We start from the raw sequence: 24522 nt of genomic DNA on the forward strand, positions 1-24522 counted from the left end.
AAAAAACGTCCGATATATTCGGACGTTTTTTCGTTACTAGAAATTATATTTATCAATATTCTCTTTCGTAAATACAACCCGCTCTGGCAATACAATAATTCCATTTCCTTCTGCCTCATAATCATAACCTTGGATGGAGTTTGGCTCTACTTTCACTTTTCCGATTCCTTTTACTTCAAAACTATCCCCTACTTTTAACTTCTTCCCTTTTACTACTATTTCATTTGCTACATACGTTGCGAGTGCACCTTGTTGTTTTACATCCCATAATCCAAATTGTTGTACTGTTCCTCGTTTTACGTAATCACGCATAACGTTTGGTGTAGAGAAGCCAGTTACGACAACCTTTTTATCCATTTTTAAATTTTCAGCTGCTTGTGCCATTGCCGGAAGTGCCGTTGCATCTGGACAAATGACTGCATTAATATCAGGATACGTTTTTAAAATATTCTCTCCTACTGACAAAGACTTTTGCGCATTATTTTCACCATACTGCGTCGTTACAATTTCCCAGTTCGGATATTTCTTTTTAATAATTTCTTTCGCTTTCGTTACCCATTGGTTTTGATCCGTTACTGTTGGACTAGAATAAAAGAACGCTACTTTCCCTTTATCTCCAATTTGCTTGGAAGTCATTTCAATTAATAAGTTAGCAAGTTGGTCTGGTGTCCCTTGACTTATATAAAAAGAACGGTCTTTCGGATTCACATCAGAATCCCACGTTAAGACAGTCATTCCTTTTTTCTTAGCACGTTGCAATGATTGCGATAAACCATCAACTGATGTAGAGGAAACCATAAGTGCATCATAATTTTGGTTAATAAAATTATTTATATACTTTACTTGCCCTGATACACTCGCTTCAGACGGCCCATCATATTTCACTTGTACGCCTAGCTTATCTCCCATCTCCTTTGCTCCTTCACCGCCCGATGTAAAGAAGCCAACTCCAGTTAATTTCGGGATAAATGCAAATTTCACATCATCCGCTTTTTTCTTATCTGCCGTTTGACTGGAACAAGCGATTAAACCTATTAAACAAATACATACAATCAATACAATCCCTAGTTTTCTCTTCATGACATTTCCCCCTTATGCAAATTCTTTCTTTTCTCCGGTATGAATTGATGTAATTTGAAATGTCTCATAATAACTGAAAGAATTAGAATCATACCAATTACTACGTTGGATTGTTCATTTGTTAAACCCGTCATTTGCAAACCATACTGCATGAGCCCAATAAAAATACTCGCTAGTACAGTACCGAAAATACTTCCTTTTCCGCCTGTAATAAGTGTCCCGCCTAATACGACTGCTGTAATGATTGGTAAAATTGTTTCATTTCCCATATCAGCACGTGCGGAACCAAAATATGCGGTTAAGAAAGCACCTCCTAATCCACCTCCTAACCCAGAAAGTATGTAAGCGATAATGACTACTTTTTTCGTTTTAATCCCGGTGTATTTTGCTGTATTTTCGTTCGCACCTGTTAATTTTACATGGCGCCCGTATATAGTTCGGTGAAATAATACAGTATATAAAACTGTTAATACGATCAGTAGCCATAATAAATTCGGTATTCCTATAAAACTACCGTTTGCCAGTTGTACAAATGTGTCAGGTAAACCGCTTATTCCTTCATACCCAGAAGCACCTGCTCCTCCTGAAATGACGAGTGCAATTCCTCCATATAAAAACATCGTTCCGAGTGTAACGACGAGTGGTTCTACATCTGTCATTTTTATAATGAGTCCGTTTAAAGCGCCTGCTAAACAACTAATTATTAGGGCGATTATGACAGCAAACAAAATAGGTATTCCGTTCATCCAAAGTACACCAATCAAGATCGAAGTGAGCCCCATTATTGATCCGACCGATACATCAATTCCTCCTGTTACAATAACGAAAGTCATTGGTATCGCCGCAATTGCGATAAATAGGAAATCATTTGTACTAAAAAGGAGATTACTAATATTTAAGAAATCACTATTTATAAAACTAAAAAGGATGAATTCTATAAGAAGTAATACAATTAGAACCCCTTCCCATCTATATACATACTTCATAGATTCATCCTCCTTTCTGCCTTCCACTTTTTCATAACACTATCTAATATGATGATAAGTAATAATAAAAAACCTGAAATAGCATTATTCCAAAATGCTGGTATTTTTAAAAAGACGAGTGAGCTACTTATTGTTTCTAAAAATAACGCTCCTAATGCAGCTCCAAATAAAGATCCTGTTCCTCCTTTTAAATGAATTCCTCCTAGTACAGCGGCTGCGATTACTTGTAATTCTAATCCTGTACCTGTTTGATTTGGGACGAACCCGATATTCATAACAAATATGCAACCAGCGAGCGCAGCGCTTATGCCTGAAATCATAAACGCATATATCTTCACTTTATTAACAGGTATACCAATAAGCCTCGCGCCATCTTCATTATCACCTATCGCATAAAAGTATCTTCCCAATGGCACTTTTCTTAAAAAGAAGTATAGTAGTAGTAAAATAATAAAAACGAACCATACAGTTATAGGTAAACCAAGAATGATGATAGATGACAGCTGCTTAAAATCGTTTGGAATATCTTCAATCCACTTCCCGCCTGTGAAGATTAACATTGCACCTCTAACAATTCCTAACATCCCTAATGTCATAATAATGGCTGGTACCCGAAACTTTGCAACTCCAATCCCGTTTATGAAACCGATAATAGCACCAAGCATTATAGCAGCAAGTATCGACAAGACTGCACTATATCCGTTCGTTAATAACATCCCGCAAACTGCCGCGCTTAATCCCATAATTGAGCCAACTGATACGTCTATATTTTTCGTAAATAAAACGAACGATTGGCCAATTGCTAGAACGACTAAAATAACGCTTGATTTCATCATTAACGATAACGAGTTAAACTGAACAAAACTAGGATTTATTATCCCGACCATGGCTATATAAATTAGTAGTAACAGTATGATAGACGTTTCATGCATTTTTAACATACGTTTCATTTCGCTACACCTCCGTTTGCAAGGCGTGTAACTTCATTCACACTCAGTTGTTCTTTTTCCATATGAGAAACAAATCGTCCATTTCTCATTACATATACACGGTTTACTAATTGAACAATTTCTTCAACATCTGAAGAGATTAATAAAATTGCAAGTCCTTCCCTTTTCATTTTTTCTATCGTCTCATACACTTCAAGCCTTGCTTTCGCATCAATTCCGCGAGTCGGTTCATCAAGAATAATAATTTTCGGATTACATGCGAGATACTTCGCAAGTACGACTTTTTGCTGATTTCCTCCCGATAAAGATGCGAGTTCTTCATTCATATTCTGTACAACAATTCGGAATTGTTCTATAAAAAAATTAACTAAAGCGCTTTCTTTTTCTTGATTTATAAAAAAGCGCTTATTTTGCTGTAAACTTGCTGCTGCAATATTTTCTTTAACAGAAGCCATTGAGAAAATTCCATTCCTCGCCCTATCCTCTGGCACATAAACTAGTCCTTCGTCTAGCCTTTTATGCAAAGAACACGTATCAATTGATTTTCCATCTAATAAGATAGACCCTGATTTTATAGTTTTCAATCCAAATATCGCTTCTGCTAATTCCGTTCTGCCAGATCCTATAATGCCAGCAACACCTACAACCTCTCCCGCATGTACAGTGAATGATATATTTTTGAATGCGTGACCATTTATATCAACCACTTCTAATATTTTTTTCGTCCTTGCTGTCTCTTGAACTACTTCTATTTTCTCTTTCTGTTTATATCCTTTTGGCAATAGTCCCTCCATTAGCATGTCATATGTATAGTCACATACATCACCTTGGCTTACAATCATTCCATCACGTAGTATTGCTACTTTGTTGGCAATTTCAAAGATTTCTGGAAAACGATGCGTAATATAAATCATCCCAATTCCTTTTTCTTGTAAACTTTTCATCAACACAAAAAGACTCTTAATTTCGTGTGTTGTTAATGTCGATGTTGGCTCATCTAGAATAAGAATCTCAGCTTCTCTTATTAATCCTCTAACGATTTCTACTAACTGTTGCTGCGCAATGGATAATGATGCTCCTAACTCATAAAGGTCAATATCCCACCCTAGACTGTTAATCAATTGCTGAATCTGTACTCTTAGTTTCTTTTTCTTTTCTTTTAACCCGATACATATATTTTCTTCAATAGTCATATGCGGAAAAATGAGTGGTTCTTGCGGTATTAAATAAATACCTTTTCTATGTGCTTCTGACGGATTTGAAAACTGTTGCTTCATTCCTTTTACATACATCTCTCCATCATCATACGAATATAACCCCGTTAATATTTTCATTAATGTTGATTTCCCGGCGCCATTCCCTCCCACTAAAGCGTATATATCTCCACGCTCTACTTGTAAGTTCACTTCTTTTAATACAAGTTGATTTAAAAACGCCTTACTCATTTTCTTTATTTGTAATAAAGGTACGTTCTCCACATGATGTCACCTGCCTTTATCCAGAACATTTTTTGAGAAAATGATTATTTGTTCTACTTGTTTTGTAGCATTGTATATTCCTTTTTTTATATCTAGAACACTTTTTTCTACGTACAATTAATCGTTTCAACTGGAATAAACAAAATATGTGGCACATATGTTTAAGGAGTGGTCAATTGTTGAAAGGGATGAAGAGTATGACACAGCTGAACTTTGAAGAGAATTTATTAACTAAAGTAGCTTGGTACTATTATAAAGACCAATTAACACAACAGGAAATTGCTTCACTTCTTCACATTTCAAGAAATAAAGTTGTCCGGTTATTAGATAAGGCACGCAGTGAAGGTATCGTTACATTTCACGTAAAAGGAACTGGTTTACACTGTTTAAGTATTGAGCGTGACCTAATGAAAAAATTCCACTTAAAAGATGCTTTCATTATCCCTACTCCAATAGACAATTATCACGCTTCTCTCGGAAAAGCCGCTGCACAATATTTAGAGACTCATCTCCAACAAGGTGATTTACTCGGCATCGGCTGGGGTGAAACAATAAGTAAAATGCTAGAAAACATTCATTTTGAAAGTTCTATTAATCTTTCATTCGTAACGCTAACAGGCGGAGTAAACCACTATCTCCCAAGAAAACAAAACTATTTACACTACATGCAAGGTGATCTTCATATTATTCCTACTCCTTTTCTAGCATCTTCTACTGAAATGGCACAAAGTATTTTATCAGAACCAAGCGTGAAAGATATGCTTCATGTCGCTTCACTTGCACATACGGCAGTTGTCGGTATTGGCGGGTTATCTCAAGACGCTACGATTGTAAAAGAAGAAAAATTAACGCTACGTGAAATGACATATATTCGAAGTCAAAACGGGGCGGGCGATATTTTAGGACAGTTTTATAATACGAATGGTGATTTATTAGAGCTCTCGCATCATAATCGTCTAATTGGCACACCACTTACGATTCTTCGCAGTATGAAGCATGTCATTGGTGTGGCTGGAGGTACTCAAAAGATAGATGCCATTTATGGGGCTTTAAAAGGGAAATTTATTCATACATTAATTACTGATGAAGAAACTGCGCTCTCCTTATTAAGAAAGGAAGGTGATTCTTAATGTCTACTTTATTAGCTTTCGATGCTGGTACAGGAAGCATTCGAGCTGTTCTTTTTGATTTACAAGGCAATCAAATTGCAGTAAGCCAAAAAGAATGGGTTCATAAAACTGATCCTCGTTACCCCGGTTCTATGAATTTTGATGTAAAAGCAAACTGGCAACTCGTACAACAGTGTACGAAAGAAGTTCTACAAAAAAGTAATATACTTCCTTCTTCTATTCAAGCTATTAGCGCTACAAGTATGCGAGAAGGTTTTGTTTTATATGATAAAAATGGGCAAGAAATATGGGCATGTGCAAATGTTGATGGCCGTGCATCCGCTGAAGTTAGTGAGCTAAAAGAAATCCGCTCACATCTTGAAGAAGATTTATACAGAAAATCTGGGCAAACTTTTTCATTAGGTGCTTTACCACGTCTACTTTGGATTAAAAAACATGAACCAGAAATCTATTGTAATATCCACTCCTTTACGATGTTAAACGATTGGATTTTGTATAAATTAAGCGATGTGCTGCAAATCGACCCTTCCAACGGTTGTACGTCTGGAATCTTTGATTTACAAAATAGAAATTGGGATAACGATGTCGCTAAAGAGTGTGGTATAACTTTGCCATTTTCACCAAAAGTAAATGAGGCTGGTACAGTAATCGGAAACGTTACAAAAGAGTGTGCAGCATTAACTGGATTACTGGCAGGAATTCCTGTCGTCGCTGGCGGCGGAGATGCTCAAATGGCATCACTCGGAACTGGAGTCGTGAAACCAAATCAAACATTAATATGCGGAGGCAGCTTTTGGCAACAAGAAGTAAATATTACAGAACCAATTACAGATCCATATGCTGCGATTCGTGTAAATTGCCATGTCATTTCGAATCTATGGCAATATGAAACAATCGCTTTTTTCCCTGGTCTTGTTATGCGCTGGTTTCGAGACGCTTTTTGCCAAGAAGAAAAAAAGCTCGCTGAAAAACTCGGTGTAGACGCTTATGAATTATTAGAAGAACAAGCGAAAGACGTACCTGTCGGTTCATATGGTATTATCCCTACTTTTTCAAACGTTATGAACTACATTTCTTGGCGTCATGCCGCACCTTCATTCTTAAATTTAAGTTTAGACGCTGACAAATGCGGAAAAAAGGAACTGTTCCGTGCTATTGAAGAAAATGCGGCCTTCGTTACACTTGGAAACTTAAAACTAATTGAAAATCTTACTGATACATTCCCTTCTGAAGTTGTTTTTGCTGGCGGTGCCGCTAAAGGGAAACTATGGCCACAAATTCTATCAGACGTACTCGGCATTCCTGTAAAAGTACCAGTTGTGAAAGAAGCAGCTGCTTTAGGAACTGCGATTGCTGCTGGAGTTGGCGCTGGAATATATACATCTATGGAAGAGGCTGCCGAACAATTTTTACAGTGGGAAAATACATTTGAACCAATCACGGAAAATCACGAGCTATACAAGGAATTCTATGAAACATGGAAAACCGTGTATAACAGTCAGCTCACTTTAGCTGATAAAGGACTTACAACACATATGTGGATTGCGCCAGGTGCACTGTAACTCATTTACATAAAGGAGTGAACTGTATGTTAAAAGCGAATGAAAATGATTTCTCCTATCGCTTCGGTGATAACGGGCCGAAATATTTAATACAAGGCCCGAATATTGATCTTGGTCTTGTTGTCATTCAGCCTGGGCAAGAGTTTCAAAATCACTATCATACAACGTGTGAAGAAGTTTTTTATGCGTTAGAAGGTGAAATAGACTTCTATGTAAATAACGAAAGAGTTCCGATTAAACAAGGTGATGTCCTGCAAGTTCGCCCTCATGAATCTCACTATCTGATTAACCATTCTGATAAACCTTTTAAAGCTGTTTTTATAAAGTCACCACATTTACCAAATAAAGATACGGTACAAACGGAAAATCCAACATTAACGAAGGAGTGATTTCGAATGACTTGGGGATTTAAAAATCGATTAAATACAATTTTACCTGATGGTAGAGCGGTTATGTTAGCAATAGATCACGGATATTTCTTAGGACCAATTCACGGACTAGAACAACCACTTGAAACAGTAAAAAACTTACTTCCTTATACAGACTCCCTCTTTTTAACGCGCGGTGTACTTAGCTCCTGTATTCCTGAAAACTGCAGTACACCGATGGTTATGCGTGTATCTGGCGGCGCTACTGTCGTTGGTAAAGATTTAGCGAATGAAACAATTGTTACACCTGTAAAAGAAGCAGTGAAGCAAAACGCAATTGGCGTTGGCGTTTCTGTTTTTGTCGGATCAGACTATGAAACACAAACTGTTTCGAATCTCGCAAATGTAGTTTCTGAAGCTCACGATTACGGCCTACCAGTACTCGGTATTACCGCAGTCGCAAAGGAATTACAAAAACGTGAAGCTCGCTTTCTAGCACTTGCTTCCCGCGTATGTGTTGAAATGGGTGCTGATATTATTAAAACGTATTACTGCGAAGGATTCGAAAAAATAACGAGCACATGCCCTGCCCCAGTTGTCATCGCGGGTGGCCCAAAACTAGATTCAATTGAAGACGCATTAAACATTACGTACAATGCACTGCAAGAAGGCGCGATCGGAGTAGACATGGGCCGAAACATATGGCAATCTGAGCACCCAGCTGCGATGATTCAAGCAATACATGGCATTGTGAAAAATGGATTGAATGTGAAAGAGGCACTTGAACTTTATGATGATGTGAAGAATTAATGTAAAAAGACAGACTATTTATTAGTCTGTCTTTTTTGTTAAAATAAAGTAAAGGAGGAATGATTATGCGAAGAATGACTTTCGAACGTCCTACCGATCATTACGATGAACGCTTATACTCTATTGATGAAAAAATTTGCGCCCTATTAAAAGAACGAAAAGAACTTTCAGGTGATGACCCAGGTTTTCCACATGATGAAGCGATTTATAAATGGGCTAAGCAATACGAATTTTATCCAGACTATCTAAACTCATTATTCTCTTCCATGATGGATGAAGAAGAATTTAAACCTCGCGTTGAACCAACTGGCTTCAAAAAACATGTACCTGTTTTTAAAACTTATGAACATAATGGCGTCATGTATACTGTAACTTTTATTCGGCAATATGCAAATGCTAGTGTAGTTTATTTATATAGCGATTGGGATTCCACGGATGAAGATTTTATTGAAAATAAGCCTCATAGTTTCTTCCAATTATCAATAGATGATACATACGATTGCTGGTCAGAAGGTGGTGGTGGCACCGATGGACATATGAATCATCAATTCGTTATATCTCCTGTCCTTCCTGATAATTTGTCTGGAATAAGCTTACGATTTAAAGAACTCAGTATCCCGTTTAGGAAAGATCAAGCTGTGCTTGAATTTGAAATTCAGATAGACAAATAAGGTGAGACTATAATCAATCCACAAATAGTAAGATAAATAAGGTAATAAAATAAACAAGCCCCTTTCCAAACTGGATAAGGGGCTAAATATACACCTTCAAATGATTACTCTTGGTGATTACTATTAAGCTTTGAAATTTTCTTACCTTCTCTATAATCAAGACAAGACACTTCAATTAATAAGCCATTAAATACTGTAAAATAAAAACCATAACTACTACCTCGCATCGAATAAGGTTCCTTATCTATTTCAATGCCGCCTGCTACTAAACGATTATACGCTTGATCAACTTCATTTGAAGTATCCACTAAAAAACCAATATGAAAAGCTTCAGGATACATAACTTCCTTATTTCCCTTAAATGCTTTTGGATCGCTCAGCACAAGTATAAATCCACTTTCATCACTCATCACTACTAGTGCCTTTCCCTTTTGCTCCAAAAATTGAAAATCAAAAAATGTTTCAAAGAAATGTCTCGCTTCTGATAAATCATCAACACATAAATTCAAATGATTTAACTTCATTCACTCATCTCCTTTTAAGCAGAGGGTATGTAGACTCATTTTCATAACACTTAAATATGCAAGGTAAGATATTCAAGCGTTCCGTCTAAGACTATGCTTTATAAGTCTAATACTTTTCTCCATAGCCTAGAACGTTTTTTATGACTGCAATTATATAAACCGTTCGACGTGAAATATTAATGTACCTATATAAAATAGTCTCATTATTTATTTTCCAGATTGTGTAGAACCCACTCAACCAGGAAAATTGCTGAAGGGATGCGCTCTGTTGTATCACCTAAAAATAGCTTATTAAGTAACTCATCTAAATGAATTGGCTTATTCGGCAACGTTTGAATATACCTTAAAGCAGATCCCGCTGGCGGTACTGGCTTATTATTAATAGCCCATATCCCTTCTAACAATGTCCAAGTTGACGTATGAACTAAGTATGAAGCTTTTAACTCATCATTTGCTTTTAAAGCAGATTGAATTTTAATAAGCGAACTATGCAACCAATGAGAAATGCCCTTCATTTTGTCACTTGAAACACGATAGTTTTCAAATTCATATGTAGCTATTTCCTTTAACTTTTTTAACTCACCGCTTTTATCAAACAAAATTTTCCCTTCTAGAAATGAGTATAGTTCCATCGGATTGTTTTTAAAGTTTACTTGAATTTGATTAAAATCTGCACCCTTATATTCAACTAAAATATCTTCTCTCATTTCAGAATGAAATTTCTTCTTTTGTCCGTCTTCTAAAAGAATATAGAAGTCTAAATCAGATTCAGGATATGCATCGCCTCTTGCAACAGATCCAATTAGCATGAATCCATTTACCTTTTCCATAGATAAGACTTCCGCTACTATTGTTTGCACTAATTTTTTATGTTGTTCATATGTAATGAATGCAAGTTTTTCTATCATTCCCATCCCCCCAGTAATAAAAAAGAGGATACATGATTGCTTCTACAACATGTATCCTCTGCTTGTATATTACGACTGCTGATAAGCCGCTTTTGATGATTTCACATAATAAACTGCGTGATCCACATTAATGATATGATCTGGTTTTGGTTTACCACGGCCCGCTCTATGTCCAGCTAAGTGTTCTTCACTTGTTTCCCAGTTTTTCCATGCTTCTTCAGATTCCCAGCGAATCATTACGACAACTTCTTCGTCGCCGCGTCTTACTTTTTTCACGAGAACACTTAAATCGATGAAGCCTTCAAATTTTTCAATAATACCTTCTCCAGTGAAACGTTCTACAACTATATTTGATGTACCTTCTTTTACTGTAAATGTTTTCGTTTCGATAAACATATATCCCACTCCCTCTTTGTAATACGAATACTAGTATACTTCTATTATAATTGATTATGATAATTATTTTCAATTGTAAAGTTTTAATTTTTTGAATTATGCTGATTTCTTTTCTATCGCCTCATCTAAAAATTTGAAATACGGAAGTAACATTCCTATTAAAGAGGTGACACATATAATTGCACCGATGATTACATATAGCGCTCTTACTCCCCACATTTCACTCAATATCCCCCCTACTAACACACCTAACGGCATAGCGGATCGTATGAAAAATAAACGCACTGAAAATATTTGTCCTATCATATTATTAGGCACAGTTTGTTGGCATATTGTTGTGTTATGAACATTAAAAAATGCAATCAAATCCCTGCTATTACTTCAATTATTATTGCAATGATAATACTATGATTGAACCCTAATGAAATGTATGTGAGCCCCCCTATAAACAATCCTCCAAGCATAAGTATACGCCGGCTTTTATATGTTACTTTTCCGACTAATACTGAGCCAATTACGTAGCCAAGTGGAAAACCTGCCATGAAATAGCCGTACTCTGCATATCCCGCTGACAGCTCGTCTTTTATATAAGGAAGATTTGTAACCATCGTTACCCCTACTCCAAACTGCACGAAAGTAAGAAATATACCGAGCCAAACGATGATTGGTTTTGTAAAAAAATATGTAAAACCTTGAAGAAATTGTTCTAGCCACGTTTTTCTTATATCTGTTGTAGTTCTCTTTTCTTTTATATAAAGTAAGAAAGCACCACTAACAAATAGACAAATACATACAAAAGATAATGTAAATTCTGTTCCAATGTAATGAATTACTACTCCACCTAATACTGGCGCAAGAAACATCATAAGGCGAGTCATTCCATCAATGTACGCATTTGCGTCTTGAAGTTGTTCTTGACTTACAATGCTCGGTGTAATCGCCTGACTCGCAGGTGTATAAAGAGGTGTAATAAGTCCCACTACAATTTGAACAACATAAATGTGCCAAACTTCTATACTACCCGAAACTAGCATCACCAAAGGTAATAAAAATACGGACGCTCGTATCCATTGTGAAAATATCATAATCCACTTCCGGCTCCATTTATCAATAAATGGGCCACTTATTAATTGCAATATGAGTGATGGGATGAAATATAATAGCCACATACTACTTAAAGCCATTTCCGATCCTGTTAATTCATATACTAGAATTGAATTACATAACGTTCCGAAAGCCCCTCCTAATTCTGAGATTGCACTACCAATCCACATAAAAAAGAAAGAACGATTTTTCAATACACTCTTCACTATAGCTCACCAACTTTTCTCTTAAATTCCTCCCTTTATGTACATTCTTGTTGCATATTATCTATTCAAAAACGCTTCTAATTCTTTTGCTAACGACTGTACTGCTTTCTTCCTTAATACATACTTTCCGTCATGTATATCAACTAACTTCGCTGCACGTAACAATTTCAAATGATGGTGTACTGTCGATTTACCAAGCTGCAATCTTTCCGTTATTTCCTGTAATGTACGTTCTTTTTCAAACAACATTTTTACAATTCGCAATCTCGCCTCATCCCCAAGAGCCTTATGTTTTTGAACTAAAAAATAATTCGGTTCATACGGATCTTCAGGATGAATGCTTTCATTCGCAACTGGATAATGAAATACTTTCGTATCTTCAATATCTGCTTCAATATTCCACGGTCTGTACGTCATTTGCGGAATAAGAAGTACGTGATGAACACTTGGCTCTGGCATATAGTTCACTCCGCCAGTCGCCCACTCGACAAACTCTTCCGGTTTCATCTTTTTATTCATTTCATTTTTTGCTTCATAATCTCGTTTTAATATAGAAAGTATTTCTTCTTCCTCTTTCTTAATTATGCTCTCATACCAACCTGTCATTACAGTGATTAAATGAGATTTCAGCACTTGTACATCTACATCACATATAAAGCTAATATAAGTAGAAAAAAACGGATGATCCTGCGTTAATTCCTTTAGTTCATGTATTGCAGTTACATCTCTACTTGCGGCTAAACGTCTTTTCTCTTCATACTTCTCCCCTAAAAACGGTAAACATATAAATTTCAAATCTTCTTCTGAAAGTAAATCAATTTTAAAATTAAACTGCGATAAATCTTGAAAATCCTCTTTATACAATAACTGAAGCAATGCTTTCCACGTATTATGTTCTTCTACAAACTGCAAGTGTTCTCTCATCTCATTTGTTAATGATTGTCTAATTCCTTTCCATTCACTTTCAGTCTTTTCAAGAGTATCAATTAACCTTTTATGAGTAATTGCTGCAATGCCAAGTGCACATTCGAAAAGTATCGAATATTTCACCTGAACGTTGTATGTTTCCCTCTTTTTACTCTTTATGTGATAGACCTCCATTTTTATCTCCTCCTTGTTTGCTATGTATTAAATTCTATTTTTATCGAATTTACCCTTCTATATTTTTAGAATTTACAAAAATATAAATTAAACCACATTCATTCTAAATTAAGAAGAATAAGAGCTTTTTTATATACAAATAATAAAGCTCAAGGAGTGGTTGACATGCATTTCATATTAAATATGTTAGGGATTTTCGTTGTCATATTAATCGTTTTCTTATGTTCGCCTAATAAAAAACATATAAAATGGAGACCAATTGTAATTCTCATCATATTGGAGCTTTTTATTACGTGGTTTATGTTAGGCACGAAACTCGGCAGTATTATCATTAATAAAATTGCGTCATTTTTCAGTTGGCTACTGGCATGCGCGAACGAAGGTATTCGCTTTGCATTTCCTTCCGCTATGGACAGTCCACACATTGATTTCTTCTTTAGTGCATTACTTCCTATCATTTTTGTTATTACTTTTTTCGATATTCTATCTTATTTCGGAATCTTAACTTGGATTATTGATAAAGTAGGTGCAGTTATTTCAAAGATTTCTCGTTTGCCAAAGTTAGAAAGTTTCTTTTCCATTCAAATGATGTTTTTAGGGAACACCGAAGCACTTGCAGTTGTTCGTGATCAATTATCTGTTTTAAAAGAAAATCGTTTGTTGACTTTTGGAATTATGAGTATGAGTAGCGTTAGCGGATCCATTCTTGGTGCTTATTTATCAATGGTTCCAGCAACATATATTTTCAGCGCAATCCCATTAAACTGTATTAACGCATTAATTTTAGCCAATGTATTAAATCCTGTGGAAGTTTCGAAAGAAGAAGACGTTGTTTACACACCTTCCAAACATGAAAAAAAGGATTTCTTTTCTACTATTTCAAACAGTATGTTAGTTGGAATGAATATGGTTATCGTTATTTTAGCCATGGTAATTGGGTATGTAGCTTTAACAGCATGTTTAAATGGGATTTTAGGCTTTTTTGTAACGGGGTTAACAATTCAAAAAATCTTCTCCATTATCTTTAGTCCTTTTGCATTTTTACTCGGTTTATCCGGCAAAGATGCTATGTATGTAGCTGAATTAATGGGAATAAAAATTACGACGAATGAATTTGTTGCTATGATGGATTTAAAATCAAACTTAAAGTCGCTACAACCGCATACGGTTGCGGTTGCAACAACATTTCTAGCTTCTTTTGCTAACTTTAGTACAGTAGGTATGATTTACGGAACTTACAATTCATTATTTGGCGGGGAAAAATCATCAGTCATCGGTAAAAATGTTTGGAAGCTTCTTGTTAGCGGGATGGCTGTTTCTTTATTAAGCGCTATGCTTGTAGGGCTTTTTGTATGGTAAATGGATATTATAATAACAAAAGACATCTCAATTAAATTGGATGTCTTTTGTTATTCTTAGCTCCGAATTTGTCCATTTCCACGAATTACATATTTTGTGGAAGTTAATGCTGGAAGCCCCATTGGTCCTCTTACGTGTAATTTTTGCGTACTGATACCAATTTCCGCTCCGAATCCAAATTCGGATCCATCTGTAAAACGAGTCGATGCATTATGATAAAGTGCCGCGGCATCTACAGAAGTAAAAAACTTGCTGACGTTTTCCTCGTTTTCAGTAATAATTGCTTCAGAATGCATAGATCCATACGTATTTATATGATGAATCGCTTCTTCAACAGTGGAAACCACTTTCACTGCTAGTGTAAGAGATAAAAATTCTGTCCCCCAGTCTTCTTCTGAAGCAAGTACAATTGAAGAATCCATTGCAAATGCTTTTTGATCACCACGTAGCTCCACACCTCTATCCTTCAAAGAAGAAAACAACTCGCTACCATATTTCTCTGCCCACTTCTCATGAAGAACAATCGTTTCAATCGCATTACATACAGATGGACGCTGCGTTTTTGCATTTATAATAATATCCAATGCCATTTGTTTATCCGCTGTTTCATCAATGAATATATGACAATTTCCCGCACCTGTTTCAAGTACTGGAACAGACGCTTCTCTCACAACAGTATCGATTAATTGTTTGCCACCTCTTGGAATAAGAACGTCTAGATAATCCTTCATTGTAAACAACTGCTTTGCGCTATCTCGCGTTGTATCTTCTATAAGCTGGACGCTTTCTTGAGGTAAGCTTGTTTGTTTGAGCGCCCTGTGAATAACGGCAACGATCGCTTTATTAGAATGAATAGCAGAAGAACTACCACGTAATATGACTGCGTTTCCTGTTTTCAAACAAATTGTAGCAGCATCCACTGTTACATTCGGTCTTGCCTCATAAATCATCCCAACAACACCAAGTGGTACGCGCATTTCCTGAATAGATAGTCCATTTGGCCTTTCCCATGCACTTACACATTCTCCTACAGGATCACGTAATTCAATTAGCTGCTTAATCCCTTCTGTCATATCAACAATACGCTGTTCATTCAGCATAAGGCGATCAAGGAGAGAATCAGAAAACCCTTTTGCCTTACCTTCTTCTATATCCCGTTTGTTTTCCTCTAAAATATAAGCTGTTTCACTTATTAATTGATTTGCAATTGCAGCAAGTGCTTCGTTTTTTTGATTTGTAGATTTTAGTACAAGTTCCCTAACAACCTCTTTTGCTTTTATCCCCTTTGCCAACACTTCATTCATTTTCATTTCCTCCTTTTTAAAGTGAAACCCAATGATCTCTATGAATGACTTCATAACTATGTCTCTCGCCTCTTACTTGAATATCTTGGCTTTGCATACCTTTTACATCTCTTAGTTCCTCTGCACTATATGTGCATTGTCCTTTTCCTATTACGCGCCCTTGTTGCGTTACAACCTCTACAACTTCACCCACTTGGAAAAATCCTGATACATTCGTAACACCAGCTGGAAGTAAACTCTTACCATGCTGAATGATGGCAGTAGCCGCCCCAGCATCTACTTCAATTTGTCCGCTAACAAGCGAATGCAAGGCAATCCATTGCTTGTTCATCTTCATTTCTTTTTGAGGAGCATTACCAACATACGTTCCATCACCCTTACCCTTCAAAACATCTACAAACTTTTCCTGTCCACGTCCTGTCCCGATAAATACACTCACACCAAGAGAGAGTGCTGTCTTTGCAGCATCGATTTTTGATTTCATACCACCAGTCCCAAGTTTTGAGCCAGCATCTCCTGCAAGAGAAGAAATTTCTTCCGTAACTTCAGGAAGAAAATAATATTTTTTTGCATCCGCATTTTTCTGAGGATTTTTGTCATATAACCCGTTCACATCCGTAAAGATCATAAGCATATCCGCCGAAACAAGCCCGCTTACTAAAGCTGACAGCATATCATTATCACCGAACGTCAGCTCCTCTAAAGAGATGGAATCATTTTCATTAATAATTGGAAGAGCGGAACGGTTTAGTAATTCTCCTAACGTAGCGTAAGCATTACTATATTGTTCTTTTCTAGAAAAATCACTTCTCGTCAGCAAAAGTTGCGCAGTAACGATGCCATATTTACGGAATTCCTCCGTGTACGCCTGCATTAACAAACTTTGTCCGACAGCTGCTGCAGCCTGTTTCCCTTTAATCGTTACAGGTCTACTAGGATATCCTAGCGCTGAAAAACCTGCAGCGACGGCTCCAGATGTAATTAACACAACCTCGTGCCCTTCCTCTTTCAACCGAGCCAATGCGGCAACGTGATCTGAAAGCTGTTCTGTAGAGATGCCTCCGTGACTATCTGCCAAGGAACTACTTCCAATCTTTACAACAATTCGTTGTTTTTTCACCTTTTTATCCCCCAAGTCTAAAATCAAAGTTTTTATAGTTTACACTTCATTCACTTTGCAACTATATCTATTCTCATCAATGCTGCATTGAAGTATTTAAGAGCAAAATAAAAATGACCGCTTCGCCCTTAATAAAATAAAAAGGACGAAACGGTCATTGTTCCGCGGTACCACCTTAATTGATATACATAGATATCCACTTGGTGCCTATAACGCAGGCGAACGCCTAAACTTTCATTTAAGACTCAGGGATAGGTTCGATACATTCTATACGAGGAATCTTTCAGCCGGTGAATTCCACTCTCTTTCGTAAGAAGACATATGTACTAATTCCCTTCAACGATTTTCGATCTAATTTTTTTATATTATGCGATATAGTTCGATTCGGTGTCAAGAGGTATTTTTAAAAATAAATAGAGCCACAAGTTACTTGTATGAAATTATTGCCCTACTGAATGAAAATACAAATTGATATAAGTTTAACTCATATTCATAAACATAAAACCTTAAATTATAGTGTATATATTTACATAATGTCGAATATAATTAATTTTTATCTTTTAGTGTTGCAAAAAGGAATATATTCTCTTAGAATGTTTCTTTATATTGCACAGGGATGTTATTCTTATTCTAAGATAATAATATCAAACCGATATAATTGATTATAAAAGGAGCAAGATTGAGTTATTATGGATAAACAAATTGGATTCATCGGTTGCGGAAATATGGGAATGGCTATGATTGGCGGAATGATAAACAAAAAGATAGTGTCTTCAAATCATATTATTTGTTCAGATTTAAACACTGCTAATTTAAAAAATGCTAGTGAAAAATATGGGCTAACTACAACTACCGACAACAATAAAGTAGCTAAAAATGCTGATATTTTAATTTTATCAATCAAACCAGACCTATACGCATCAATAATTAATGAAATAAAAGAAGTAATCAAAAACGATGCTATCATCATTACGATTGCTGCTGGGAAAAGTATTGAAAGTACTGAAAATGCCTTTAATAAAAAATTAAAGGTTGTAAGAGTAATGCCTAATACTCCTGCTCTTGTTGGAGAAGGAATGTCTGCATTATGCCCTAATGAAATGGTGACAGAAAAAGATTTAGAAGATGTACTAAACATTTTCAATAGTTTTGGTCAAACAGAGATCGTAAGTGAAAAATTAATGGATGTTGTCACATCCGTAAGTGGTTCTTCACCAGCTTATGTATATATGATTATAGAAGCGATGGCAGATGCTGCTGTACTAGATGGTATGCCAAGAAATCAAGCATATAAATTCGCTGCTCAAGCTGTGTTAGGCTCTGCAAAAATGGTACTAGAAACAGGAATACATCCAGGTGAATTGAAAGATATGGTTTGTTCTCCTGGTGGAACGACAATAGAAGCTGTAGCAACATTAGAGGAAAAAGGATTACGAACAGCGATTATTTCAGCTATGCAACGTTGTACGCAAAAGTCTGTTGAACTATCTGGTCAAACTAAAAAATAAAACTATAAAAGAGATTACGTTAGCTATGAATTCACATAATTTTAATTAAAAATCCACTACATGATAAACGGCCAAACTCATATAAAATTGAGCTTGGTCGTTCCGTTTTTAATTATATTAAAATAATTTAATTCGAATCTTCTTTAAAGGTTCTGTTTTATCCCTTACCTATTCCCTACTGTGATTGTGTAATTTTATTAGAAACTAATAATTTTTCAATGCATTTCGGTAACATATCTAATAGTGTTTCAAATGCGTAGTTTACATCTAGACGTTCTGTCCATTGATGTGCATCTTTTCCTACCGGCCCCATATTTAATACTGGAACATCAAACTCTTCTAATTCCTGAAGCGGAATTGAATAACCTTTATCCCATAATGGCATATTGTCTACAAGCGAACTCATTGAATCCAGTGGATACTGCAAGCCTACATAGCTTAAATCTGAAATCCCCCCAAAATAATTTTGGTTTTCAAATGTAATCTTATGATTGTAGTGTGCATACTTTTCCATTTCTACAACTACCTCTTTTATTAAAGGATTGTTGCGCGAACTCACAGCTGGATAGTACGGCGGAGCGAAGAAAAGTACAATCATCGGTGCCTTTTCTTTACATAAAATCGCTAATTTATCTACTAAATCAATCGTTACCGCACGATCATCTTTATCTTCTCTATTTTTTATAATATTAGATTGAATATGATTTATTTTTTCTTGTCCATGTTGCTCAATTGCATATGTGATAAGCTCTTCATAAGTTAATACATTTACTTTAAGATTAGGTGGTATAAATGGATTATATTTAGAAAAACGATATGCATGTTTTTCATACGACTCTTCTATTTTCTCTGCTACTTTCGTTACTTTTTGACGTAACAATGAAACTACATCTGTCATTGATTTTTCTAATAAAAACAAATTAAATAATGTAACTGCACGATGCGGAATTTGTACAGAATAATCCTCCTTTAAGTCCCTTTGAAGTAAGTTAGTTGGCGGAGGACTCGCTTCCCCTTCTACAATATCACAAAGGTCTGTGTTTAACTCTAATTCTGCTGTTATTAATGAAGCCATATAACTCCCATTTAAGCCTGCAAAAGGTTCACCTACATGTGTCTCTTTTCCATAGCAAAGAAAACCAGGTAACACTTTACCAATAGAGCCAGTGTAAATATACTTATTTTGGTCACCAGGATGTCTTGAAAACATAGGCTCTGAGTTTAAGACCGTTTTATAATCTAAGTTATGCTCTCTAGCTAAATCTAACAGTCTTGGAACAGCGGCCCTCATCCCTACAGAATTCACTTCTTCATCTGGTACAGCCAATAAAAGAACATTCCCATCGAATCTTCCTTCACATGCTTGTTCAATCATTGCCATTTGTAATGCTAGACCGCATTTCATATCCATTGTTCCTCTACCAAACAGCCATTCCCCATGTTCTATATCTTCACGTACATGGTCTGGAAGTTCATCTTTATGAGAATAAAACATAGATGTTAACTTTTTAGGATTAAATGCATCTTCTTTCCACACTCCGTAATCTTGTACATCTACAACATCAAAGTGACTTACTAGAATTACAGTATTTTTTATACTATCGCTTTTCTTTACTAGTGCTGTAACAAAATATCGTCCGTCCCCTGTCGGATTTTTTTGTAAATGATGCGGGTTTTCTTTGAAGTACTGTAAATCAGATAACTGTTCCACAACAAAGTCTGGCAATATTACTTCAGCTTCTGAACCGGTAATACTAGGAATTTCAACAAGACCGCTTAATAATTGAATCAATTGTTCTTTTGATTGCCACTTTGACATATAAATCCCCCTATTTTTCCACATTATGAAAACTAATTCCAGTATATGAATAAAAAAATGACGACAGCTATCAAAATTATAGTTCTGATGTACTGCCGATTTTTATTGATATTTCATGAGCCGCTTGTTTTACCTTGCTAATAAGAAAAGATAGTCGATCATCATTAATACGATGACTAATTAACCCAACACTTAATGCTCCTACTACTTTATGATTAAATCCGATAATAGGTGCAGCTACTGAAGCTGTCCCTTCTGTTTTTTCACCATAACTGACAGCATATCCTTCATTTTTTATTTGCTTTATTTGATTAAGAAGAATTTGCTTTTGTTCTGGTAATGAAGAAAGTAAATGTTCTACAATATGTTCCATTTCATTCGTTTTCATATTAGCAAGCATCGTTTTATTTGCGGCACCAATTGAAAGTGGAATTTGTTCCCCTAGATTATCGATAACTCGAATTTTTAAAGGACTATCCATTCTTTCAATGATAATAGAATGTGTTCCGTTTGGAATATTTAAATAGACACTTTCTTCGACTTCAAAGGCCAACCGCTTCATCACTTCTCTTGCAACTGATCTGTAGTCTACCTTCTCCAATTGACGTAACCCTATTTCCATCCACATTGGTCCAATTTTGTACTGTTTTGTCTCTGGTATTTGTGTAACTAACCCATGCTCCATTAGAGAGTTAAGTAATCTATGTACTGTACTAACTGGGAGATGTGTTCCATCTGCTATATCAGAAATAGCCCAATACTCTTTTTCATTTGTAGAATTCAATAATTTAATAATACTTATCGCTCGATCAATGGACTGTACCATAACTCGCCTCAACTTTACTCGTAATATGTTAGTATGCTTAATTAACTATCAATTTAGCAAACATTCGAAATGAAATCAATTTATTTATTTAATTTTCTAACAATAAAAACATATCACTAACAAAGAATTGAAAACGCAAACAAAAAAATATTGACTTTTCTTTTTAATTATCTGAAAATTATAACAAGATTTCACATCACGGAATACATTCCATAATACGGAAAAACATCAAACTTTATTCTATCAACTACGAAAGTGAGGAAAACAATGGCCCAAGTAAGTAATACAAACAATGAATTAAAACGAACGATGAAAAGTAGACACTTATTCATGATTGCACTCGGTGGTGTGATTGGAACGGGGTTATTTAACGGATCTGGCTTTATAATAAGTCAAGCTGGACCTGGCGGATCCGTACTTGCCTTTATGGCCGGTGGATTATTAATGTATTTCGTTATGCTATGTCTTGGTGAACTCGCTGTAGCCATGCCTGTCTCAGGTTCTTTCCAGGAATATGCCACTAAGTTCATCAATCCTGCAACTGGCTTTACAATCGGATGGTTGTATTGGTTAAGCTGGGCGAATACGACCGGTCTTGAATTTACAACTGCCGGCATTACAATGCAGCGCTGGTTTCCTGATATTCCTGTTTGGGTTTGGTGTTTAATATTTGGCGTTACAATCTTCACTATTAACGCATTATCTGCTCGTAGTTATGCAGAAACAGAATTTTGGTTTTCAAGTATAAAAGTATCTGCCATTATCGCTTTCATTATTCTTGGCGGCGCCGCTATGTTCGGTTTTATTGATTTAAAAGGCGACGAACCCGCTCCGCTATTATCAAATTTCGTAAATCATGGTGGTTTATTCCCAAATGGACTTGCCGCTATTCTTTTAACAATGGTTACAGTCAACTATTCCTTCCAAGGTACAGAACTTGTTGGAATCGCAGCAGGTGAAAGTGAAGATCCAGCAAAAACTTTACCTCGTTCTATTAGAAATATTATATGGCGCACGATGTTTTTCTTCGTCTTAGCAATCTTTGTTCTTGTTGCTTTAATTCCTTGGGAAGAAGCTGGATTAACAAAGAGCCCATTCGTTGCTGTTTTTGATAATATCGGTATTCCATATGCAGCTGATATTATGAACTTTGTTATTCTTACTGCTGTTCTTTCTGTTGCAAACTCAGGACTATACGCTGCTACTCGAATGCTTTGGTCTTTATCAAAAAACGAAATGGCTCCAACCTTTTTAAAGAAATTATCATCACGTGGAATTCCTCTCAACGCTTTAATCATGACGATAGCTATTTCTGCTTTTTCTCTTTTGACAAGCGTAGTAGCTGCTGAAACGGTTTACTTATGGCTCATTTCAATTTCCGGAGTCATTACCATTATTGTTTGGATGTCAATTTGTGTTTCTCAATTCTTTTTCCGCAAACATTATTTAGCAGACGGTGGAAAATTAGAAGACTTAAAATTTAAAACACCACTTTATCCACTCGTACCAATTCTTGGTTTTGGATTGTATGGCATTATATTAATCAGTCTTATTTTTATCCCAGAACAACGACTTGGAATCTATTGCACTGTACCATTTATCATCTTTTGCTATACCTACTATCACTTTAAAGTTAAGAAAAGAATATCTACTAACACTCATAGTGAAAGTAAAATTAGCGAGACTATGTAATATTTGACGATACATAAAAGACCACACGTGGCGCTTCACTTCATGTATGGTCTTTTATCGTTCCTTCTTTCATTTCTCCCTACTATTGAAAGGATTATTTATAACACTTTAAGTTCTGAATTTCTCAGATGAACTATGGGTTGAAAAGTGAGCATTTCAATACCTTCCCCCCAGATTTCAAGTTTTGCCAATGATGATGTTGAAAGTGTTAATGTAGTAAATGCTACAATACTAGCAATTATGATTTTTACTGTTCATAAGTTGATGATTCAGCTTACTATTACTGTTTTGTTTGGATATATTTAATATATATTTAAAGACAGACAGGAGTTAGATACGATGATAAAAGGTTTCGGAGGAATATTTTGGAGAACTAAGAATCTTGATGTTATAAAAAAATGGTACAGTGAAGTGTTGAAACTTGATATAGAAGATTGGAATGGGACTGTGATTAAACCCCAGTTAGGAAATGAGACCATCTTTTCTTTCTTTACTGAGAATGACAATTATTTTCCAACAGAACAACAAGTAATGTTAAATTTCCAAGTATATAATCTAAACAAGACTATAAAGCATCTTGAGAATATTGATGTACCTCTTGAAAAGAAAGAAGAAATGAGTGAATTTGGAAAGTTTATTTGGATTAAGGATCCTGAAGGTCGATTGATTGAACTTTGGGAGAAATAGGTGATTATACTTATCTACTATTAAGTTAACAGCCGCGTTAATACAACAAGGTAAATAAAAAGTCGATTCCTTTAACTCCACAGGAAATCGATTTTTTTGTGGAGTTAAAATTCTTAGCTTTGTAATTTCGCATTTTTCAAATTCTGCCCTATGGCCATCAACTTAAGAACATTAAAAAAGATGCTATTCTTACGAAAAGAATAGTGTTTTTCATTATTTTAATATGATTTCATCTGAATTTAATGAATATATCCCCTCTCCTACAAAAGTAGTAGAATATTCATTTAAACTTGCTACCTCAGTTGGATTTATCTTATTTCAATTTCAATATAATAGTAAGTAGGTATATCGGATATAGATGTACATTACTAGGCTTATACATATTTCAACTTTAGAATTACATTCACTATTCAATTGGTAGTTACCAATAAAGAAAGGAATGATCATAATAATACAGAACATATACGAAACTCATTTACATGTAAAAAATTTAGAAAAAGCGATAAATTTCTATCAAAACAAGCTAGGATTAACGTTAGCAAGAAAACTCTCCAAAAGAAGAGTGGCTTTCTTTTGGGTCGGAGAAAATAAAAAACAAATGCTTGGACTATGGGAAGTAAATAATATCGAAGACTTTGAGCCGAGACATTTTGCTTTTGGTGTAAATTTAGAATCTTTAATGACTTCTAAATCTTGGTTAGAGGAACGTGGAATAGAAGTGATAGGAAGTCAAGGAAAAGGAAATCAAGAGCCAATTGTCCAAAGGTGGATGCCCGCTGCAAGTGTATACTTTCTAGATTGTGATGGAAATAAATTAGAATTCATTTCTATGTTACATGAGAATCCAGATGAATTAGAATATGCATCTTATTTAAGTGTATGGAATGCGGAACACCAAGAAAAATGAATGAAATTTCCATTCAAGTCTTTTCT

The 24522-nt window shown here is 35.5% G+C and carries 22 protein-coding genes, 1 pseudogene and 1 other annotated feature; of the genes and pseudogenes, 10 read left to right on the forward strand and 13 right to left on the reverse strand.

The annotated features are described in order from the left end of the window. Window positions 1-36 precede the first annotated feature (36 nt). The 4 genes from lsrB to ACLBXA_RS06845 are packed head-to-tail and all read right to left on the reverse strand — an operon-like array spanning window position 37 to window position 4494. On the reverse strand, window positions 37-1080 hold the full coding sequence (gene lsrB / locus ACLBXA_RS06830; RefSeq protein WP_000823653.1) for an autoinducer 2 ABC transporter substrate-binding protein LsrB: 1044 nt from the start codon (window positions 1078-1080) through the stop codon (window positions 37-39). Continuing rightward, entirely contained in the window at window positions 1077-2066 is a 990-nt protein-coding gene (locus ACLBXA_RS06835) for an ABC transporter permease (protein WP_000878499.1), read from the reverse strand. Before ACLBXA_RS06835 ends, lsrB begins: the two co-directional genes overlap by 4 nt. Continuing rightward, complete coding sequence (locus ACLBXA_RS06840) at window positions 2063-3016, reverse strand: ABC transporter permease subunit (protein ID WP_044782824.1); 954 nt, start codon at window positions 3014-3016, stop codon at window positions 2063-2065. Before ACLBXA_RS06840 ends, ACLBXA_RS06835 begins: the two co-directional genes overlap by 4 nt. Next, complete coding sequence (locus ACLBXA_RS06845; RefSeq protein WP_000432604.1) at window positions 3013-4494, reverse strand: sugar ABC transporter ATP-binding protein; 1482 nt, start codon at window positions 4492-4494, stop codon at window positions 3013-3015. Before ACLBXA_RS06845 ends, ACLBXA_RS06840 begins: the two co-directional genes overlap by 4 nt. Window positions 4495-4673: 179 nt before the next feature. On the opposite strand from ACLBXA_RS06845, the gene ACLBXA_RS06850 reads away from it, so the two are divergent. The 5 genes from ACLBXA_RS06850 to ACLBXA_RS06870 all read left to right on the forward strand — a co-directional run bounded on the left by ACLBXA_RS06850 (window position 4674) and on the right by ACLBXA_RS06870 (window position 9035). Continuing rightward, window positions 4674-5624, forward strand: coding sequence for a sugar-binding transcriptional regulator (locus ACLBXA_RS06850; RefSeq protein ID WP_000677766.1), 951 nt, complete (start codon window positions 4674-4676; stop codon window positions 5622-5624). After that, a complete protein-coding gene (lsrK, locus tag ACLBXA_RS06855) occupies window positions 5624-7186 on the forward strand; it encodes an autoinducer-2 kinase (protein WP_000105712.1) in 1563 nt (520 codons plus the stop codon). Before ACLBXA_RS06850 ends, lsrK begins: the two co-directional genes overlap by 1 nt. Before the next feature lie 26 nt (window positions 7187-7212). Next, complete coding sequence (locus tag ACLBXA_RS06860) at window positions 7213-7575, forward strand: cupin domain-containing protein (RefSeq protein WP_000909986.1); 363 nt, start codon at window positions 7213-7215, stop codon at window positions 7573-7575. 6 nt (window positions 7576-7581) lie between these two features. Beyond that, window positions 7582-8364 carry a 3-hydroxy-5-phosphonooxypentane-2,4-dione thiolase gene (gene lsrF, locus ACLBXA_RS06865; RefSeq protein ID WP_000219772.1) on the forward strand — a complete coding sequence of 261 codons (783 nt, stop codon included), beginning with the start codon at window positions 7582-7584 and terminating at the stop codon, window positions 8362-8364. A 65-nt stretch (window positions 8365-8429) separates the two neighbouring features. Continuing rightward, complete coding sequence (locus ACLBXA_RS06870; RefSeq protein WP_001253821.1) at window positions 8430-9035, forward strand: hypothetical protein; 606 nt, start codon at window positions 8430-8432, stop codon at window positions 9033-9035. Between the two features lie 104 nt (window positions 9036-9139). On the opposite strand, the gene ACLBXA_RS06875 is transcribed toward ACLBXA_RS06870, so the two are convergent. The 5 genes and pseudogenes from ACLBXA_RS06875 to ACLBXA_RS06895 form a co-directional block, all read right to left on the reverse strand. Continuing rightward, window positions 9140-9559 (reverse strand): VOC family protein, encoded by a 420-nt coding sequence (locus ACLBXA_RS06875; RefSeq protein ID WP_447617150.1) that lies wholly within the window; start codon window positions 9557-9559, stop codon window positions 9140-9142. 203 nt (window positions 9560-9762) lie between these two features. After that, on the reverse strand, window positions 9763-10467 hold the full coding sequence (locus ACLBXA_RS06880; RefSeq protein ID WP_000570640.1) for a nucleotidyltransferase family protein: 705 nt from the start codon (window positions 10465-10467) through the stop codon (window positions 9763-9765). Window positions 10468-10536: 69 nt separating this feature from the next. Continuing rightward, window positions 10537-10863 (reverse strand): heme-degrading monooxygenase HmoA, encoded by a 327-nt coding sequence (gene hmoA, locus ACLBXA_RS06885; RefSeq protein WP_000469496.1) that lies wholly within the window; start codon window positions 10861-10863, stop codon window positions 10537-10539. A gap of 96 nt (window positions 10864-10959) precedes the next feature. Next, a pseudogene (locus ACLBXA_RS06890) lies at window positions 10960-12173 on the reverse strand (MFS transporter). A 57-nt stretch (window positions 12174-12230) separates the two neighbouring features. Beyond that, the gene (locus tag ACLBXA_RS06895; RefSeq protein WP_081143950.1) at window positions 12231-13274 is read right to left on the reverse strand and encodes an ArsR/SmtB family transcription factor; all 1044 of its coding nucleotides are present in this window, start codon (window positions 13272-13274) and stop codon (window positions 12231-12233) included. A gap of 165 nt (window positions 13275-13439) precedes the next feature. Between ACLBXA_RS06895 and ACLBXA_RS06900 the strand changes: the two genes are divergently transcribed. Next, window positions 13440-14633, forward strand: a complete 1194-nt coding sequence (locus ACLBXA_RS06900) for a NupC/NupG family nucleoside CNT transporter (RefSeq protein ID WP_218225784.1) — start codon at window positions 13440-13442, stop codon at window positions 14631-14633. A gap of 56 nt (window positions 14634-14689) precedes the next feature. Here the strand turns inward: ACLBXA_RS06900 and proA are convergent, their stop codons facing one another. Together proA and proB are read right to left on the reverse strand one after the other, a co-directional pair. Continuing rightward, entirely contained in the window at window positions 14690-15937 is a 1248-nt protein-coding gene (proA, locus tag ACLBXA_RS06905; protein WP_332277431.1) for a gamma-glutamyl phosphate reductase, read from the reverse strand. A 16-nt stretch (window positions 15938-15953) separates the two neighbouring features. After that, window positions 15954-17057, reverse strand: a complete 1104-nt coding sequence (gene proB / locus ACLBXA_RS06910) for a glutamate 5-kinase (RefSeq protein ID WP_000744738.1) — start codon at window positions 17055-17057, stop codon at window positions 15954-15956. A gap of 138 nt (window positions 17058-17195) precedes the next feature. Beyond that, window positions 17196-17406: a binding site (T-box leader), on the reverse strand. A gap of 340 nt (window positions 17407-17746) precedes the next feature. On the opposite strand from proB, the gene proC reads away from it, so the two are divergent. Further along, entirely contained in the window at window positions 17747-18565 is an 819-nt protein-coding gene (gene proC, locus ACLBXA_RS06915; protein WP_000360720.1) for a pyrroline-5-carboxylate reductase, read from the forward strand. Between the two features lie 175 nt (window positions 18566-18740). On the opposite strand, the gene ACLBXA_RS06920 is transcribed toward proC, so the two are convergent. Together ACLBXA_RS06920 and ACLBXA_RS06925 are read right to left on the reverse strand one after the other, a co-directional pair. After that, window positions 18741-20408: a M20/M25/M40 family metallo-hydrolase gene (locus tag ACLBXA_RS06920; protein WP_140159725.1), complete on the reverse strand. Its 1668-nt coding sequence runs from the start codon at window positions 20406-20408 to the stop codon at window positions 18741-18743. 52 nt (window positions 20409-20460) lie between these two features. After that, entirely contained in the window at window positions 20461-21210 is a 750-nt protein-coding gene (locus ACLBXA_RS06925) for an IclR family transcriptional regulator (RefSeq protein ID WP_000250748.1), read from the reverse strand. A gap of 267 nt (window positions 21211-21477) precedes the next feature. Here ACLBXA_RS06925 and ACLBXA_RS06930 point away from each other — a divergent pair, with 267 nt between their 5' ends. The 3 genes from ACLBXA_RS06930 (at window position 21478) to ACLBXA_RS06940 (ending at window position 24496) form a co-directional block, all read left to right on the forward strand. After that, on the forward strand, window positions 21478-22902 hold the full coding sequence (locus tag ACLBXA_RS06930) for an amino acid permease (RefSeq protein WP_000079997.1): 1425 nt from the start codon (window positions 21478-21480) through the stop codon (window positions 22900-22902). A 339-nt stretch (window positions 22903-23241) separates the two neighbouring features. Beyond that, window positions 23242-23589, forward strand: a complete 348-nt coding sequence (locus ACLBXA_RS06935; RefSeq protein ID WP_332277432.1) for a VOC family protein — start codon at window positions 23242-23244, stop codon at window positions 23587-23589. A gap of 448 nt (window positions 23590-24037) precedes the next feature. Further along, on the forward strand, window positions 24038-24496 hold the full coding sequence (locus tag ACLBXA_RS06940) for a VOC family protein (RefSeq protein WP_025989052.1): 459 nt from the start codon (window positions 24038-24040) through the stop codon (window positions 24494-24496). The last annotated feature ends 26 nt before the right edge of the window (window positions 24497-24522 follow it).

The sequence above is a fragment of the Bacillus sp. D48C genome (assembly GCF_053345735.1).